This is a genomic window from Microterricola viridarii (genome assembly GCF_900104895.1).
Lineage (GTDB): Bacteria > Actinomycetota > Actinomycetes > Actinomycetales > Microbacteriaceae > Microterricola > Microterricola viridarii.
On record NZ_LT629742.1, the window covers coordinates 409,453 to 427,307 of the forward strand.

A 17,855-nucleotide genomic window follows, 5' to 3' on the forward strand; every position below is an offset into this window, starting at 1 on the left:
GCCACTTCCTCGGCCTCCGCGCCAGCTGGTGTGGCGCGGAGGGCTACGAACTGGCGCAGAGCGGGCCGCGTTGGGCTGCGCCGCGCGGCGCCGCTCAGGCGTCGGGGAGGGCCGAGAACATCAGCTGGGTGCCGAGCGGGCGCAGCCGGATCCGCCGGGAGGGGTGGCTCTCGTCGATCTCGACGCGGGAGTCCATCGCCTTCACGAAGTCGGTGAACGAGGAGAAGCCGAGGGCTCGCTCCTGGAACGTCGGGTCCATGCGCAGCATCTGGTTCTTCACGTTGCCGCTGGCCTGCCAGTCCTCGTCGTACTTGGCGGCGCCGAGCTCCAGGGCGCGGGCGAGCAGGTCGCCGGCCTCCTCGAGGGCGGCTTTCGCCTGCCGGGAGGAACGCGGGCGCATCGCGCGCGCAGGTGCAGAGGGCTCGCCGGCATCCGGGGAGGCGTCGGCTGCGGGCCCGTCCTCCGTCTGCCGTGTCGCAGCCGTGTCCGCGGCATCTGCGGATTCCGAGGCCCCGGCTCCGGAGGAACCGTTGGCTCCAGCCTTGCGCCGGCTCGGACGGGATTCCTGGGCGACGCTCACCCGCACGATTCCGGGCAGCGCGTCGTAGTCGACGAACTCGTCGCAGGCGGCGGCGAGGGCCTTGCTGGTTCCGCCGGCCACGCCGATGCCGACGACGTGTCGGCCGAGCAGCTTGGCCCGCTGGGCGAGCGCGATGTAGTCGGAGTCGCCCGCGACGATCACCACGTGGGTGAGGTCGGCGAGGCGGAACAGGTCTTCGATCACGTCGACGGCGAGGCGGATGTCGGCCCCGTTCTTCATCGAGGCGACGACGGGGAACAGCTGCACCAGGTCGACGGCGCGGTCAATCAGCTGGCGGCGGTAGCTGGCGTTGATGGCGACGGACCAGTCGGCGTAGGCGCGGCTGACGCCCACGGTGCCGAAGGACGAGGCGAAGTCGAGGATGGCGCCGAGGTTGACCGTGGCCTCGTCGATCCGCTGCGTGATGGCGGCCGATTCGCCCTTGCCGCCCACGGCGTCGCGGGCGTGGTCCTTCTGGAACTGGCCGCGGGTGTGCAGCTGGTTGTAGCGGGAGATGACGATGTTGTCGAAGTCGATGTAGACCCCGACGCGCGTCTCGGTGGATGCGTTCATGCGATGCCCTTCGACGGTGCCGCCGTTCTCGGGTGCCGGCGGAACCGCGGCGTGCCCGGGTGACACACCTCTATTCTGCCGTCGCGGGGGTGGCCCACGCGACCGCTTCGGCGCAGAAACACAGGAGGAGAGCAGTGCGGGCGCCGTGGCGGCGACCCGCGCCGCCCTCCTCCTGCGTTTCTGTCGGTCAGCCTGTCGGCGGATGCCGGGGCCGGCTCGGGCCTGGGGTCAGCGCGAAGCGCGGGTTCCCGCCACGACGGTGTTGTGCAGCCGGTCGATGTTCACGCCGCGACGCGCGGGCTCCAGCACATTGGTCAGCAGCGTGAAGCAGACGCCCTGCTCCGGGTAGATCCAGAACTCGCAGCCGGCCCAGCCGCTGTGGCCGAAGCCGTCGGTGGCGAGCAGGCCGGGGGCGTCCAGCCGGAGCTTGAAGCCAAGGCCCCAGAGCTCGCCCGGGCGGTGGGGCGCCGACTCCATCAGCGGGAGCCCACTCGTGCGCGGCCGCTGCAGCGCGGCCACGGTCGTCGGGTGCACGACGGCGCCGTCCCCGGTGAGTAGCGAGCGTCCGATCGCCAGCAGGTCCTCGGCGCGGGCGTAGCCGCCGGCACCCGGGTGCTGCAGGCGCTGCATCGCCGCGTAGTCGAGGCCGACAACGGATTCGTCGAACACCGGATGCGGCTGGCACCCCTCATCGAACGTGAAACCGTCGGCGCCGGCATCCGTCACCAGCTCTGCGACGGCCTGCTGCCACGGCAGCCCCGTCGCGTGCTCGATCATGGCGGCGATGCCCTCGTAGGCGAGCGAGGAGTAGCGCACGGCGGCGCCGGCGGGGAACTCGGAGCCGGCGGCGAGCAGCTCGGTGCGCAGACCAACGGCGGAGTCGAGCGGCGGCTCGCTGATTCCCGAAGTGTGGCTGAGCAGGTGGCGCAGCTCCACGGTGTCGGGGCGATCCGCGCCGAAGCCGGGCAGCGCGGCGCTCAGCGGGTCGGTGAGGGCAAGCTGGCCGCGCTCGACCGCCCGCAGCGCCGTCAGCGCGACGATCGGCTTCGTGACCGAGAACAGCGGGAAGTGGTCGCCGACGGATGCCGCGCGCTCACCGCTGGCGCCGAACGCGGCGAGCTCCTGCACGCCATCGGCCGTCGCGATGCCCAGAACGGCGGCCGGCAGGCGGCCCTCGTCGGTCTGGCGGCGCGCCCAGTCGAGTGCGTGGCTGTAGTTGCTCATTCAATCCTCCATCGGCATGGGCGCGTTCGCGCCGCACTGTCGTACTCGTTCCTACCGCATAACCGGGCCAGGGGGCGGCCGGCGCCGCAACACCGCGCCGCAAAAAGCGGGAGGTGAGCAGGGCGAGCGCGGCGCCAACCAGCGGTCACGCCTCCGCGGCGAGAAGGGAGAGTCAGGTCCCCGCTGCGCCAGCTCGCGCGAGTGGGAGGTGGGCGTGACGTCCGCCGCTGACCGTCCGGTATGGTTGCACAGATGCTGGCGCCGTTGCTGCTAACTCCTAGTACTCGGCGCAGTCGCGAGGGGAGTCGAAGGTGTCACTGGTGCGCTTGCGTGACGTCGCCCAGCATGCCGGGGTGTCGGTCGGGACCGTCTCCAACGTGCTGAATGACGTGCCCAGCGTCAACGCGGAGATCGCGCATCGCGTGCGCGGCGTCATCCAGGAGCTCGGCTACGTGCCCAACAGCACGGCCCGCTCGCTGCGCACCGGCCAGAGCAATGCCATCGGCTTTGTCTTCACCGACATCTCGAACCCCTTCTTCACGACACTTGCCCTGGGCGCGTCTGCTGCGGCGGCCGAGTCTGGCTACTCCCTGCTGTTCGCCACCAGCGAGGACGACGAGGGCGGCGAGAGTAAGAACCTCGATGTGTTCGAGCGCCATCGCGTCGCCGGCGTGCTGGTCACCCCGGCGCGCAGTGCACCAGACACGGCCCGGTTGCTCGCCCAGGGCACGAAGGTCGTGCTCGTCGACCGGCACTCCGATGAGCACTGTTCAGTCTTCATCGACGACACGCTCGGCGGTGCGCTCGGCGCCGCGCACCTCATCGAGACAGGTCGCCGGCGGATCCTGCTCGTGCTCGGCCCAGACAGCATTCAGCAGATGCGGGACAGGGAGGAGGGCTGCAGGGAGGCGGTCGCCGCGCACCCCGGGGTCGAACTGCGCGTGCTGCACGAGCCGACGCTCTCTGTCGCCATCGGTCGGTCGGTCGGCGATGCGATCCTGGCCATGCCGGTCGAAGAGCGCCCTGACGCCGTCTTCGCCGGTAACGACCTCGTCGCGATCGGCCTCATGCAGCGCGTTGCCCGGGTGCTCGACGTGCCGCGGGATCTCGCCGTGCTCGGCTACGACGACATTGACTTCGCGGGGGCTTCACTCATCCCCATCTCGTCGATCGGCCAGCGTGCCGAGCACATGGGCTACGTGGGCGCGCGGCTGCTCATCGACGAGCTCGGCGCTCCTGCCGGGCATGTGCACCAGGCCGTCGGGTTGACCCCCGCGTTGCTCGCACGCGAGTCGACCGTCGGCGTCATTCGCTAGTCGCAGCGCGCAGTTACCGCCCCTGACCAGCCACTGCGTTCGCGGCTTTGACAATTGGCTCGGTGAATGTTTATCCTTACGTGAATCGATTCATGAAACGATTCATTTTACCTTTATGCAAAGGAGCATCCATGTCGCAGCGCAGCAAGCGCTCTCGTGTCGTCGCAGCAGCCGCACTGTCCCTCGCCGTCATCACGCCGCTCGCAGCGTGCTCGACGACGTCGGACGTCGCATCCGATGGTCCCGTCGAACTGACGTTCCAGACGTGGGTGCCGAACATTGACAAGGCCGTTGATGCGTTCAACGCAGCCCACGATGACATCCACGTCACCGTTGAGCCCATCGCCGCCGGCCCCGACGGTGGCTACGCGAAGATGCTGTCGGCCGTCAAGGCCGGCAACCCAGCGGATGTCGCTCAGATCGGCTACGACGAGATCCCCACCTTCCTGCTCAACGATGCCCTCACCGACATCACCGAGTACGTGGCGGACTCGGCAGACGTCTTCACGGACTGGCAGTGGAAGACCGGTGTCTTCAACGACTCGGTCTACGCGATCCCGCAGGCTTCCGGCCCGGTCGGGCAGTTCTACCGCACCGACGTCTTCGAGTCGGTGGGCCTCGCGGCTCCGACCACGTGGGACGAGTATTACGCGGCCGCCCAGGCAATCCACGCCTCGGACCCCAACCGCTACATCGCCGCCTTCGCGTCCAACCAGGCGCCGTGGCTGATGGCCCTCGCCCAGCAGGCCGGCGAGCCGTGGTTCACCACGAGCGGTGACGCCTGGAACGTGGCGATCAACAACCCCGACACCCTGCGCATGGCCGAGTTCTGGCAGAAGCTGCTCGATGAGGACCTGGTCAAGGTCCAGGCCGACATGAGCAACGAGTGGTACGCCGACATCCAGACCGGCAACATCGCCAGCTGGATGAGCGGCTCGTGGGCCGCCGCCATCGTGTCGGGCAACGCCCCGGACACCGCCGGCCTGTGGGCCGCGGCGGAGATGCCGCAGTGGACCGCCGGCGAGAACGTCTCGGCCAGCTGGGCCGGTGGGTCGGCGAACGTCGTCCTCAAGGGCTCCAAGCACCCGAAGGAAGCATCCGAGTTCCTGCTGTGGCTGAACGGCACCGCCGACAGCGCCAGCACCCTCACCAGCATCGGAGCCGGCTGGCCGGCGATGAGCGACAAGTCCGAGATCACGGCCCTCACCGATGACCCCACCACCTTCGAGTTCTTCGGCGGCCAGAACATCTGGGACACCTTCGAGGTCTCCGACGCGAACATCGCCAGCGGCTGGCAGTTCCCGCCGCTGATCGACACGCTGTACGCAGCCCTGACCGACAACGTCAAGGCGGCCGTCCAGAACAAGACGCCGCTGACTGAGGCCTTCGAGAAGACTCAGACCGACATGGTGAAGGCCATGAAGGACAAGGGCATCTCCGTCAACGAGTAACGCCGTCTGGTGGCGGCGACACGCAAGTGTCGCCGCCACCGTTCACTTCCCTGAGGACACCGTGACACAAGCAACCACCGCCGTTCGCCTCGCTGAGGACATCGAGGCGCAGCCGCCCGCCGCCACAGCACCCGCCGGGCCCGCGCGCACCGCGAGGAGAAAGATCCGGCTGCCGCTGGTGATCTTCCTCGCACCGTTCGTGATCTTCTTCATCGCGTTCTTCGTGCTCCCCATTTGCTACGCCATCTGGGACAGCCTCTTCGCGATGCAGAGCAGCGGCCTCGGGTTCGGCGCCCCGGAGCGCGTATTCGTGTTCCTGGAGAACTACGCCAAGGCGCTCGGCACGCCATCGTTCATGGAGAGCATCGGCCGCGTCATCCTGTTCGCCATCATCGAGGTGCCCCTGATGATCGGCGGCGCCCTGGCGCTCGCCCTGTTGCTCGAGTCGGGCAAGGGCTACTTCCCCCGTCTCTTCCGCGTGATCTACTTCATGCCCTACGGCGTTCCCGGCGTCATCGCGTCGCTGCTGTGGGGCTTCCTGTACATCCCCACCACCAGCCCCGTCCTGCAGGGCCTCAGCAACATCGGCATCAACCTGATTCCGCTCGGGCCGGATTCGGTGCTCTTCGCCATCGCGAACATCGCGCTGTGGGGCTTCGCCGGCTACAACATGCTGATCCTGATCGCCACCCTGCAGTCGATCCCCGCGGAGCTCTACGAGGCAGCCCGCATCGACGGCGCGAACCAGTGGCACATCATCCGCAACATCCAGATCCCGCTGCTGCGGCCCACCATCATCATGGTCACCGTCTTCACCATCATCGGCACCCTGCAGCTCTTCGTCGAGCCGCTTGTGCTGAAGCCCCTCACCACCGCGATCAACTCCGACTTCACTCCGAACCTCGCGGCATACAACCAGGCCTTCTCGCAAAGTGACCCCAACTTGGCCGCCGCCATGGCCGTGATCGTCGCGATCATCGCCTTCGTCTTCTCATTCGGCTTCTTGAGTGCCGTCAACCGAAAGGGAAACCGCGCATGGTAGGCCGTCGTTCATTCCTCACCTCCGTGCCTGTGATGGCGGTGATGGTCGCCGCTGCGGCGTACTTCCTGTTGCCACTGGTCTGGGTGCTCTTCGCGGCGACGAAGAACTCCGCCGACCTGTTCGGCACCTTCGGGCTCTGGTTCTCCGACAGCCCGCAGCTGTTCGAGAACCTCGGTCGGCTGTTCACCCAGGACAACGGCCTCTACCCGAACTGGCTGCTCAACAGCCTGCTCTACTCCGGCGTCGGCGCACTCTTCGCCACCGTTATGGCGACGACGGCCGGCTACGCAATGGCCAAGTACGAGTTCAAGGGGCGCGAGTTCATCTTCAGCGCCGTGCTCGGTGGCGTGCTGGTCCCAGCCACCGTCATCGCCCTGCCGCTGTACTTCCTGCTCAACTCGGTGGGCCTCACCGGCTCCTACTGGAGCGTTCTGCTGCCCAGCATGGTGAGCCCGTTCGGTGTCTACCTGGCCCGGATCTACTCGAAGGAGTCGATCCCCGACGAGGTGATCGAGGCTGCGCGTCTGGACGGGGCGGGTGACCTGCGCATCTTCTGGACCATGAGCACACGAATGATGACTCCGGCCATCGTGACGATCTTCCTGTTCCAGTTCGTTGCCGTCTGGAACAACTATCTGCTGCCGCTGGTGATGTTGAACGACCCCCGCACCTTCCCCGTCACCCTCGGCCTCACGCTCTGGAATGGCCAGACCCAGCGCGACCCCATCTTCTACGTGCTCGTTGTCACCGGAGCGGCGGTCTCGGCGATCCTGCTCGTGCTCGTCATGGTCTCGCTGCAGCGCTTCTGGCGGGCCGGTCTGACTGCGGGGGCGACCAAGGGATGACGCACGTGATTCCCTCACACTTGCCGGAGCGGCTGGCGATCACCCTCTGGGACTTCTCCTGGTACACCAGGGCGGGCGCGGCGGAGCCGTTCGAGGACATCGACCGCGCGTTCGCCGAGGCGGCGGAACGCGGTTACAACACTGTGCGCATCTGCGCCGCGCCGATGCTGCTCTTCGGCGGTCTCGACGTGCCAACGACAGTGCGCATCGGCGGGCTCGGCCCGGCACCGGCGGGGGGCTATTACGGCCAGCGCACTCGCTGGTACGACGTCGTGGGTGGCTACGAGATCGACGTGCTCGCGCGCTTGCTCGAGCTGTTCGCGGCTGCACGCCGGCACGGTTTCGTCGTGATCTTGGCCAGCTGGGAGTACCAGCAGTCGGCCTCCTTTGCCGCCGACCCCGCGTGGTGGCGGGCGATCGACGCGATCCCGGTCGGCGAGCGGCTGCCGCGGCTGGCCGCCGCGGCAGACGCGATGCTCCGCTTTCTGGACGATCACGACTTCGCCGATCTCATCGCGTTCACCGAGCTGCACAACGAGATCGACTTCTCTCTGGTGGGCGGGCTGGATGCCGCGGCGCTCGAAGCGATTCAGGCGGTGCGCGACGCGCACCCCGGCCAGCTGGTCACCGCCAGTTGGGGCAAGCCGCCACACCTGGACATGGCTCAGATCCCCGCCGGCATCGATGTGGCGCAGTTCCACATCTACTCCTACGGTGTGCTGGACGCGCTGCAGTCGTTGATCGATCTCCGGGCGCATGGCAGTGACGGATTCCCCAACGCCATGCTGCAGAGCCTGCTGTTGCCGGATGCGCCTGGATTTGCCGAGTACGGCATGCCCGAACCGTGGAAACTGGAAGCCACCGTGATAACCGACCAGATGATCTACGGCTACGACTGGATCGACACCGACCGCTGGGACCTCTGGCTGTACGAGAACTACGCGCTGCATCGCGAGGCGATGCAGCGCGAGATCGAGTCGCGTCTGGCTGCGGTCGCAGCCTGGGCGGATCGGGCCGGGATGCCGCACGTGATCGGAGAGGGCTGGATCGGCTACACCCCGCTCGGCGGGCAGTTCGAGGAGGGCCCGGTCGGCCGTTCCCTCGCCGAGCACGGCATCCGCACGGCGTTGGAGAACGGGGCGTGGGGCATGGTGCTCTGCTCGAACGCCGCCCCGCACCACCCGATGTGGGCGGATGTCGCCTGGCAAAAGCGCCTGAATGCTGTTGTCCTCGGCCACTGAGCCGTCGTGTCGCCGGCTCGTCGGGCCCGCTGATCCCTCGGGTCAGCGGGCCCCGACGACGACTGCGTTGTGCAGCTGGTCGACGTTCACCCGGTTCCGGTCGGGCGCCATCCGATTGGTGAGCAGCACGAAGCAGACGTTCAGCGTGGGGTAGACCCAGAACTCGGTCCCGTTCCAGCCGCCGTGGCCGTAGACGGAGCGCTCCAGCAAGCCGGGCGCCGAGTGGCGCAGGTTCCAGCCGTGGCCCCAGTCTTGGCCGAGCTCTGCCGTGTATGGCGGCAGTTTGAACAACCGCGCCGTGGTGGGGCGCAGCATGGCGGCAAGGGTCGCGGGGTGCAGCACCGTCGGGTCCTGCCGCAGCAGGGCCTGGCCGAGTGCGAGAAGGTCGCGGGCGCGCGCATAGGCCCCGGCGCCGGGATGGCGCAGCTCCTGGAACCGGGTGTAATCGAGGCCGACGTCGTCGGCGCCGTAGATCGGGTGCGGCTCGCAGGCGGCGTCGAAGGTGACGCCGTGTGCGCCGGCATCCGCCATCACTGCGGAGACGGCGTGTTCCCACGGGCGGCCGGCAGCATGCTGGGTCATCGCGGCGATGCCCTCGAAGGCGATGCTGGAGTAGCGCGTGGCGGTGCCGGCCGCGAAGTCGGCGGAGGCAGTGAGCAGCGAGCGGCGCAGGCCGCCGGGGGTGTGCAGGGGTGGCTCGGCGATGCCCGAGCTGTGGTTCAACAGGTGGCGCAGCTCGACCGAGTCGGAGCGATTGCGCCCGAACTCGGGTAGCACGCCGCTCAGCGCGTCCGTCAGCGCAAGCCGCCCGCGCTCCACTTCACGCAGGGCCGTCATGGCCAGGAGTGGCTTCGTTACCGAGAACAGTGGGAAGTGGTCGTCGACGTGCGCCGGGCGGCCCCCGCTCGCCCCGAATGCGGCAAGCTCGTGCACGCCGTTCGCGCTCGCGATGCCGAGCACCGCGGTCGGCAGCGCGCCGGCCGCCACACGGCTGCGCGCCCAATCGACGGCATGGGCGAAGCCTCTCACGCGATCCGTTCCCGCAGCTCGGCGGCCATGCTCAGCCTCGTCGGGCGTCGCGCTGCGAGCGCGGCGTGTAGTGCAGGGGCTCGAAGTTCGCCGCCACCAAGGCACGCAGCGACTCGAGGTCGCCGGAGACGAGCCCGGCCGCACGGGCCTGCACAAGCACGTTGCCGAGCGCGGTGGCCTCGACCGGCCCCGCCTGCACGGGCACGCCGGCGTGGTCGGCGGTGAGCTGGCAGAGCAGCGCGTTCTGCGAGCCGCCGCCCACGATGTGGATCGTGCGCACCGTCTTGCCCGAGAGGTCGGATGCCGCCCGCACGGCGCGCGCGAATGCCTCCGCCAGGCTCTCGATGATGCTGCGCACGAACTCGGCCTGGCTGGCCGGCACGGGCTGGCCGTGCTCGGTGCACCAGGCGGCGATGCGGGAGGGGATGTCGCCCGGCTCCATGAAGCGCGGGTCGTTCGCGTCGAAGACGGCGACCGGGCCGGTGACGGCCTCGGCGGCGGCGACGAGCGGCAGCAGCGAGACGCTCGGGTCGGCCTGCTGCCAGGTGCGCACCGACTCGCTGAGAAGCCAGGTTCCCATCACGTTGTGCAGGAAGCGCACCCGGCCGTCGACACCGCCCTCGTTCGTGAAGTTGGCGGCCCGGCTGGCCTCGGTGAGCACCGGCCGCTCCAGCTCGACGCCGACCAGGCCCCAGGTGCCACAGGAGATGTAGGCGGCATCCGGGTCGGTCATGGGCACGGCCACCACCGCGGATGCCGTGTCGTGCGAGCCGACCGCGATGATCGGCGTCGACGCGCGCAGGCCGGTGGACGCGGCCAGGCGGGGCAGCAGGGTGCCGATGAGCTCCCCGGGCTGGACCAGCTCGGGGAACAGGCCGCGGGGGAGGCCGAGTAGCTCGATCAGCGAATCGTTCCAGCGCGGCTCGCCGCCGAGAGTGAGCAGGCCGGTCGTCGAGGCGTTGGTGCTCTCGGCCCGCTGCGCGCCGGTGAGCCAGAAGGCGATCAGGTCGGGCACCAGCAGCGCGCGGTCGGCCACGTCGAGGAGGCCGGCTGCCCGCTCCGCCTCGAACTGGTAGAGCGTGTTGAACGGCAGGAACTGCAGCCCGTTCTCGGCGTAGAGCTCGGCGAACGGCACGCGCTCGTGCACGGCGGGAACGGCGGCGGTGTTGCGGGGGTCGCGGTAGTGGAACGGCACGCCGAGCAGGCGGTCGCCGCGCAGCAGGCCGTAGTCGACGGCCCAGGAGTCGATGCCGATGCTCGCCAGTCCCGGCTGCAGGCGGCCCGCCTGGCCCAGCCCCTCCAGAACGGACTGGTACAGCCCGAGCACGTCCCAGTGCAGCCCGCCCGGCGTCTGCACCGGGGTGTTCGGGAAGCGGTTGACCGCCTCGAGCCGGAGCTCGTCCGGGCCGACATGGCCGAGCATGACCCGGCCGCTGGTGGCGCCGAGGTCCACGGCGGCGACTGTTCCGTTGGCCATTCTGGGGTACTCCTTGATTCGTGGTTCGCTCAGCGATCCCGGCCGCCGGGCGCCCGTGTCGGGGCGCCCGGCGGCCGGGACAATCGGTGTGGGCGCAGGCTAGCGCAGGAACGCAGCCGCGACGCCCGCGTCGACGGGGATGTGCAGGCCGGTCGTGTGCGAGAGGTCGCTCGAGCACAGCACGAACACGGCGTTCGCGACGTTCTCGGGCACGACCTCGCGCTTGAGGATGGTGCGCTGGGCGTAGAACTTGCCCAGGTCCTCCTCCTCGATGCCGTAGGTGGCGGCGCGGTTCGCGCCCCAGCCCGAGGCGAAGATGCCGGAGCCGCGCACGACGCCGTCCGGGTTGATGCCGTTGACCTTGATGCCGTGCTCGCCGAGCTCGGCCGCCAGCAGGCGCACCTGGTGGGCCTGGTCGGCCTTGGTGGCCGAGTAGGCGACGTTGTTCGGGCCGGCGAAGACCGAGTTCTTCGAGGAGATGTAGACGATGTCGCCGCCGAGCTTCTGGGCGATCAGCACCCGGGCTGCGTTCTTCGAGACGAGGAAGGAGCCCTTGGCCATCACGTTGTGCTGCAGGTCCCAGTCGGCCTCGGTGGTCTCCAGCAGGGGGCGCGAGAGCGAGAGGCCGGCGTTGTTCACGACCAGGTCGAGCCCACCGAAGGCCAGGACGGCCGCGTCGATGGCCGCCTGCACGGCGGCCTCGTTCGAGATGTCGGCGGCGACGCCGATGGCGACGTCGGTGCTGCCCAGCTCGGCCGCGGCGGCCTGCGCCTTGGCCAGGTCGAGGTCGGCGATGACGACGCAGGCGCCCTCGGCGGCCAGGCGCACGGCGATGGCCTTGCCGATGCCGGAGGCGGCACCGGTGACGAGCGCGATGCGGCTGGCGAGGGGCTTCGGCTTCGGCATCCGCGCCAGCTTGGCCTCTTCGAGGGCCCAGTACTCGATGCGGAACTTCTCCGCCTCGTCGATCGGGGCGTAGCTGGAGATGCCCTCCGCGCCGCGCATCACATTGATGGCGTTCACGTAGAACTCGCCGGCCACCCTGGCAGTCTGCTTGTTGGCGCCGAAGCTGAACATGCCGACGCCGGGAACCAACACGATGAGCGGGTCTGCACCGCGGATGGCGGGGCTGGACTCGACCGCGTTGCGGTCGTAGTAGGCCTGGTAGTCGGCGCGGTACTCGGTGTGCAGCTCCTCGAGGCGGGCGATCGAGTCCTCGACCGAGGCGTCGGAGGGCAGGTCCAGCACCATCGGCTTGACCTTGGTGCGCAGGAAGTGGTCGGGGCAGCTGGTGCCGAGCGCGGCGAGGCGCGGGTGCTCGCTGGAGGCCAGGAAGTCCAGCACCTCCGCGCTGTGCGTGAAGTGGCCGACCATGGGCTTGTCGGTCGAGGCGAGGCCACGGATGACGGGGGCGAGTGCGGCGGCCTTGGCCAGGCGCTCGGCCTCGCCCAGCGCGGCGAAGCCCTCCAGCGCGGGGCCGAAGGGCTCGGCCGTGCTGTTCTCGGCGATGTAGGCGGCCGCGGTGTCGATGATCCAGAGCGAGTTGGCCTCTGCCTCGTCGCTGGTGTCGCCCCACGCGGTGATGCCGTGGCCGCCCAGGATGCAGCCGATCGCGGCCGGGTTCTGGGCCTTGATGGCGGCGATGTCGAGGCCCAGCTGGAAGCCGGGGCGGCGCCACGGCACCCAGACGACCTTGTCGCCGAAGATGGTCGAGGTCAGCGCCTCGCCGTCGGCTGCCGTGGCGATGGCGATGCCGGAGTCGGGGTGCAGGTGGTCGACGTGGGCGGCGTCGACGAGGCCGTGCATAGCGGTGTCGATCGACGGGGCGGCGCCGCCCTTGCCGTGCAGCGTGTAGTCGAACGCGGCGACCATCTCGTCCTCGCGGTCGAGGCCGGCGTAGACGCCCTCGAGGGCGCGCAGCCGGTCGACGCGGAGTACGGCGAGGCCGGACTCGGTGAGCGTGCCGAGGTCGCCGCCGGAGCCCTTCACCCACATCAGCTCGACCGGCTCACCGGTGACCGGGTCGGTCTCGATGCCCTTGGCGCTGGTGTTGCCGCCCGCATAGTTGGTGTTCTTGGGGTCGGCGCCGAGGCGGTTCGACCGCGCGATGAGGTCTGCTGGGGTGCTCACGTGCGGAATCCTTTGCTCAAACTTGAATGTTCGTATCTGTGAAATCTAACAACAAGTCACTTGAGGCGCAAGCGGTTCAGCGCAGCTCGACCAGCTCGCGGTACTCGTCGAGGCGGGCGTCTCCGGGGTCAAGCTCCGTGATCATCACGGCGATGTCGGCAAGCGTGAAGCAGAGGGCGATAGAGCGATCGCCGAGCTTCGAGGAGTCGATGCAGAGAATGAGCTCACGAGAGACGCCGGCGAAGGCCTTCTTGGTCTGGCTCTCGGGCAACGAGACCTCCGAGGTGCCGAGTGCCGCATCCAGGGCGGAGGCCGAGGTGAAGAAGCGCTGGTAGAGCATGGAAGCCGCCGCCTGGCAGGCCACGAGCCCGACGAAACTGTCGGTGGCCGCCTCGAGAGCGCCGCCGATGAGAATCGGCTCGACGCCCGGCATGCCGCGCATGGTGCGGAAGTTCTCGTAGGAGTTCGTGGCGACGGTGAGACCGGAACGCTCGCCGATCGAGGCCCCGATCGTGCCGGCCGTCGTCGACGCATCAAGGGCGATCGCCCCGCTGCGGGGGATCAGGGCGAGTGCCTTCTCGGCGATGAGCTGTTTCGCCCGGCTGCGTACCGTGCGGCGCTCGCTGAACGGCCGGGGGCCGGTGATCGCCACGGCCCCACCGCGCACCCGGCGCAGCAGGCCTTCCGCCCCGAGGTCGTCGAGGTCGCGGCGTACGGTCATCGTAGAGACGCCGAGCTCGGCGGCCGCCTCGTCGATCTGGAGTGCGCCGTCACGTTGCAGGCGGCTGACGAGTGCCAGGCGGCGCTGTTCTGCCCCCACTGTTCCGCTGGTGGCCATCTGGACTCCTTCGCGTCGTGACCGTTCATGTTACAACACACACAAACGACCAATCCGGCGGCCGTCCGGCCTCGATGCACCCGCGGCATCCGCCCGATTGCCACTCGGGGCGAGGGCTACCGCCGAAGCGTCAGCGTGTGACCGTGCCGCCGGCGCTTCCGGGACTGCGAGGCTCGGCTCGTCGATCAGTCGAACGGCGCACCACGAGTTCGGGCTTCAGTATGACTTGACGGTGCACGTGGCTGGAATCGCGCGAGGAGTGGTCGAGCAGGAGCTGTGCGGCCTGATGGCCGAGGTCGTCAATGGGTTGGCGAATCGAGGTCAGCGGCACGACCCAGTTCTTCGCGAAGTCGATGTCGTCATAACCGACTAGTGCGACATCTTCCGGCACACGCAGGCCGGCATTCACCAGTCCGCGGTACACGCCGAAGGCGAGCATGTCGTTTCCGCAGAAGATGGCCTCGGGCAGTGTCCCCTCCAGGAGGAGTTCGACGGCTCGTTGGCCGTCGCGGATGCCGAGGCCAGAAACGCTGACTTCTGTGAGCATCTTCTCGGGGTCCAGCCCGGCGTCAGTCATCGCCTGGCGGGCTCCGGCCGCACGTTGCGCGAATTGGCGGAGGCTGAGCGATCCACCCACATACGCGATCCGCTCATGCCCGAGATCCAGCAGGTGTCGCACTGCCAGAGCGCCTCCGGCGACGTTGTCGACAGACACCGAGCAATGCGTAGCGCCGCCGTCGAAGTCGAGGAGCACGACCGGCAGGTCCTGTGGAAGTTTCACGTAGCGATCGGCGTGCTCCTCCGGCGTCGCCGGCGCGAGCAGAACACCGCGAACGTGCTGCGCAGCGAGCATGGAGAGCAGTGCAGACTCTCGAACGATCTCACCCTCCGAGTTGCAGAGCATGACGACGAGTCCCGAATCTCGGACCGAGCGTTCAACGGCATGGGCTGTTCCCATATAGAACGGGCTCTCGACATCGAGCACGACCAGCCCGATCACATTGCTCACGGCTCCTGTGAGCACGCGCGCCTGCTGGTTCGGCACAAAGCCGAGCTCCTGAATGGCCTGCTCCACCAGCAGGCGTGTGCGCGGGTGCACGCGTTCGGGGTGGTTGATCGTGTTGGAAACCGTTCCCGTCGAGACGTCCGCGAACGCTGCCACGTCGCGGATCTTGACGGAGGCACGAGCTGACGAGTCTGCGGCTTTGCTCATCGAGACTGGTTCTCCTTGCAATCGGCAGCAAGCTGAGCGCTCACACTATCAACTCCCGACTGCTCACCGCCGAGGCGGCGAGTGTGAGCTTGCCAGCGGCGAATAAGTTGCAGACCGGGTGCGCTGCGTGTACTTTTGAAGCGCTTCAGAAAATGAAGCGATTCAAATACCCTACACATCACGCACCGGCGCGGGATCACTGATGCCTTCAGGCCCTTCGTCGTCGCACCCTGCAGTGACATCGAGGAGAACAACATGAAGCAACGACGCTTTTCCGGCCTGACACTCGGCCTCGCCGCAGTGCTCAGCCTCGGCCTGGTTGGCTGCGCCGCCGGAGGCACCTCCGTTCCAGAAGCGGGCGCCGCGGGCGATGGCGACTACACGATCGCCATCGTTCCCAAGGACTCCACGAACCCCTGGTTCGTTCGCATGGAGGACGGTGTCAAGCAGTATGCGGCCGACACCGGCCTCGACGTCTACCAGAAGGGCCCGGCCGAGACCGACGCCACCATGCAGGCCCAGGTGATTCAAGACCTGATCGCGCAGGGCGTGGACGCGATCGGCGTGGTTCCGGTTGACCCGGGCGCGCTGGAGACGGTTCTCAAGCAGGCACTCGATGCCGGCATCGTCGTGGTCACCCACGAGGGCGCCAGCCAGGAGAACACGATGTACGACATCGAGGCCTTCAACAACACCGACTACGGCGGGTTCATCATGGACAACCTCGCCGAGGCGATGGGTGAAGAGGGCGTCTACACGACGATGGTCGGCCACGTCACGAACGCTTCGCACAACGAGTGGGCCGATGGCGCAGTTGCGAAGCAGGCAGAGGCCTACCCCAACATGACCCTCCTCGCTGCGGAGCCGCGCGTCGAGTCACAGGATGACGGCGAGGTCGCCTACCAGTCGGCCAAGGAGCTTCTGAAGAAGTACCCCGAGATCAAGGGCATCGTCGGCACGTCGTCATTCGACGCTCCCGGTGTCGCTCGCGCCATCGAGGAACTCGGACTCACCGGCAAGGTGTTCGTCAGCGGCACGGGAATGCCCGCCGCCAACAAGGGAATCCTGCAGAAGGGTCTCGTCAAGTCCCTCACGCTCTGGGACCCGGCGGATGCCGGCTATGCGCTGGCCGCGCTGGCCACTCTGATCCTGAACGGCGAAGAGATCGCCGATGGCGTCGACCTCGGTGTCAAGGGCTACGAGGACATGAAGTTCGCCAAGGGCAGCGACAAGGTGCTCGAGGGCAACGGGTGGGTCGTCATCAACAAGGACAACGTCGACGAGTTCGGCTTCTAAACCACAGCACCTCACGCGGCCCGGTGCAGAGCGTTCGACCGCTCTGCCCGGGCCGCCACATGCACCATATTGAAAGGATGCGCCGATGGTGGACAACGTCATCGCGGTACGTGGCGTCAGCAAGGCCTTTGCCGGCGTGCAGGCGCTGGACACCATTTCCTTGGAGATCGCTCCGGGCGAAATTCACTGTCTTGCGGGGGAGAACGGGAGCGGGAAATCCACGCTCATCAAGGTGATCTCGGGCGTGCACGCGGCCGATGAAGGCACGATCGAGCTGAATGGGAAGGAATTCTCCAAGCTCACCCCAATGGAGGCGATCTCCAACGGCGTGCAGGTCATCTATCAGGATTTCTCCGTCTTCCCCAACCTCACGGTGATGGAGAACCTCGCTCTCACGGCGGAGCTCGCCGAGCATCGAACGTTCGTCAACTGGCGACGGATGCGGCGGATCGCCACAGAGGCGATCGCGAAGATCAACGTCAAGATCGATCTGGACGCGAAGGTCGGTCAGCTCTCCGTTGCGCAGAAGCAGTTGGTGGCGATCGCCAGGGCGTTGATGAGCGACGCCCGGCTGATCATCATGGATGAGCCGACGACGGCGCTCACCAAGCGTGAGGTCGACGCTCTCTTCGGCATCATCCTCGACCTCAAATCTCGCGGCATCGCCACCCTCTTCGTGAGCCACAAACTCGAGGAAGTCTTCGAGATCAGCGAGCGCTTCACCATCATTCGGAACGGCAAGCATGTGATCACCTGCCTTCCCGAAGAACTCGATCACAAGAAGTTCTCCTTCTTCATGACGGGGCGTGAGTTCGATGACGCGCGGTTCACGCCGCAGATCAGAGCAACCCAGCCGATTCTCGAAACCTCCCGGCTCTCGGCGCACGGTGCATTCTCGGATGTGAACCTGTCGTTGCGGCCGGGCGAGATCCTCGGAATCACCGGGCTGCTCGGATCCGGGCGCACGGAATTGGCGCTGGCCCTCTTCGGCTCGCTCAAGAGCGACTCCGGGGAGATCCGCATCGACGGCAAGGCGGTCGTGTTGGACAGCGTGCGCACGGCGATTTCTCACGGAATCGGCTATGTGCCGGAAGACCGTCTGACCGAGGGGCTGTTCCTCGAGCGCTCGATCGGTTCCAACATCGTGATCAGTGAGATCGACTCCTTTGTCTCCTCGCTGGGTGTGTTGGAGCAAGACAAGGCAGATGCCGAGGCACAGCGATGGATCACCGATCTGCGCATCGCCACCCCGGACGCCCAGAACGCGGTGAGCACCCTCTCTGGCGGCAATCAACAGCGCATCGTGCTCGCCAAATGGCTGGCGACCAAGCCCCGTGTGTTGATTCTCAACGGACCAACGGTGGGCGTGGACATCGGATCCAAACACGACATTCACCGTGTTCTGCGAGAGCTGGCCGCTGAGGGGCTCGCCGTGATCGTGATCTCTGACGACATCCCCGAGGTCATTCAGAACTGCAATCGCGTTCTGGTGATGAACGCTGGCCGCATCGTGAGCGAGCTCGACCCCACGCAGACCTCGGAACTCGAGCTGGCCACCCTGATGTCGAAAGACGTGCAAACCCTCGAAGGGATCAGCTGA

14 protein-coding genes are annotated in these 17,855 nt (G+C 67.7%); 7 read left to right on the forward strand and 7 right to left on the reverse strand.

Annotated elements, in window-relative coordinates; all coding sequences use genetic code 11:
• Nucleotides 1-94 precede the first annotated feature (94 nt).
• Nucleotides 95-1,153: an NYN domain-containing protein gene (locus BLT62_RS01890; protein WP_083362534.1), complete on the reverse strand. Its 1,059-nt coding sequence runs from the start codon at nucleotides 1,151-1,153 to the stop codon at nucleotides 95-97.
• A 228-nt stretch (nucleotides 1,154-1,381) separates the two neighbouring features.
• The gene (locus tag BLT62_RS01895; RefSeq protein WP_083362535.1) at nucleotides 1,382-2,377 is read right to left on the reverse strand and encodes a serine hydrolase domain-containing protein; all 996 of its coding nucleotides are present in this window, start codon (nucleotides 2,375-2,377) and stop codon (nucleotides 1,382-1,384) included.
• A gap of 311 nt (nucleotides 2,378-2,688) precedes the next feature.
• Between BLT62_RS01895 and BLT62_RS01900 the strand changes: the two genes are divergently transcribed.
• The 5 genes from BLT62_RS01900 to BLT62_RS01920 all read left to right on the forward strand — a co-directional run bounded on the left by BLT62_RS01900 (nucleotide 2,689) and on the right by BLT62_RS01920 (nucleotide 8,272).
• A complete protein-coding gene (locus BLT62_RS01900) occupies nucleotides 2,689-3,693 on the forward strand; it encodes a LacI family DNA-binding transcriptional regulator (protein ID WP_083362536.1) in 1,005 nt (334 codons plus the stop codon).
• A gap of 131 nt (nucleotides 3,694-3,824) precedes the next feature.
• On the forward strand, nucleotides 3,825-5,144 hold the full coding sequence (locus BLT62_RS01905) for an ABC transporter substrate-binding protein (RefSeq protein WP_172829606.1): 1,320 nt from the start codon (nucleotides 3,825-3,827) through the stop codon (nucleotides 5,142-5,144).
• Between the two features lie 61 nt (nucleotides 5,145-5,205).
• On the forward strand, nucleotides 5,206-6,186 hold the full coding sequence (locus BLT62_RS01910) for a carbohydrate ABC transporter permease (RefSeq protein ID WP_197675156.1): 981 nt from the start codon (nucleotides 5,206-5,208) through the stop codon (nucleotides 6,184-6,186).
• A complete protein-coding gene (locus tag BLT62_RS01915) occupies nucleotides 6,180-7,031 on the forward strand; it encodes a carbohydrate ABC transporter permease (protein ID WP_083362538.1) in 852 nt (283 codons plus the stop codon). The genes BLT62_RS01910 and BLT62_RS01915 overlap by 7 nt, the downstream gene beginning before the upstream one ends.
• A complete protein-coding gene (locus BLT62_RS01920; protein ID WP_083362539.1) occupies nucleotides 7,028-8,272 on the forward strand; it encodes a cellulase-like family protein in 1,245 nt (414 codons plus the stop codon). The genes BLT62_RS01915 and BLT62_RS01920 overlap by 4 nt, the downstream gene beginning before the upstream one ends.
• 42 nt (nucleotides 8,273-8,314) lie before the next feature.
• Here BLT62_RS01920 and BLT62_RS01925 read toward each other — a convergent pair whose 3' ends face one another.
• The 5 genes from BLT62_RS01925 to BLT62_RS01945 form a co-directional block, all read right to left on the reverse strand.
• On the reverse strand, nucleotides 8,315-9,301 hold the full coding sequence (locus BLT62_RS01925; RefSeq protein WP_083362540.1) for a serine hydrolase domain-containing protein: 987 nt from the start codon (nucleotides 9,299-9,301) through the stop codon (nucleotides 8,315-8,317).
• A gap of 31 nt (nucleotides 9,302-9,332) precedes the next feature.
• Nucleotides 9,333-10,778: a rhamnulokinase gene (locus BLT62_RS01930; protein WP_083362541.1), complete on the reverse strand. Its 1,446-nt coding sequence runs from the start codon at nucleotides 10,776-10,778 to the stop codon at nucleotides 9,333-9,335.
• Between the two features lie 99 nt (nucleotides 10,779-10,877).
• Nucleotides 10,878-12,908, reverse strand: coding sequence for a bifunctional rhamnulose-1-phosphate aldolase/short-chain dehydrogenase (locus tag BLT62_RS01935; RefSeq protein WP_083362542.1), 2,031 nt, complete (start codon nucleotides 12,906-12,908; stop codon nucleotides 10,878-10,880).
• A 76-nt stretch (nucleotides 12,909-12,984) separates the two neighbouring features.
• Entirely contained in the window at nucleotides 12,985-13,746 is a 762-nt protein-coding gene (locus BLT62_RS01940; protein ID WP_083362543.1) for a DeoR/GlpR family DNA-binding transcription regulator, read from the reverse strand.
• 130 nt (nucleotides 13,747-13,876) lie between these two features.
• Nucleotides 13,877-14,959 (reverse strand): LacI family DNA-binding transcriptional regulator, encoded by a 1,083-nt coding sequence (locus BLT62_RS01945; RefSeq protein WP_083362544.1) that lies wholly within the window; start codon nucleotides 14,957-14,959, stop codon nucleotides 13,877-13,879.
• A gap of 255 nt (nucleotides 14,960-15,214) precedes the next feature.
• On the opposite strand from BLT62_RS01945, the gene BLT62_RS01950 reads away from it, so the two are divergent.
• Together BLT62_RS01950 and BLT62_RS01955 are read left to right on the forward strand one after the other, a co-directional pair.
• Nucleotides 15,215-16,255 (forward strand): autoinducer 2 ABC transporter substrate-binding protein, encoded by a 1,041-nt coding sequence (locus BLT62_RS01950; protein WP_083362545.1) that lies wholly within the window; start codon nucleotides 15,215-15,217, stop codon nucleotides 16,253-16,255.
• 85 nt (nucleotides 16,256-16,340) lie between these two features.
• Nucleotides 16,341-17,855, forward strand: a complete 1,515-nt coding sequence (locus BLT62_RS01955; protein WP_083362546.1) for a sugar ABC transporter ATP-binding protein — start codon at nucleotides 16,341-16,343, stop codon at nucleotides 17,853-17,855.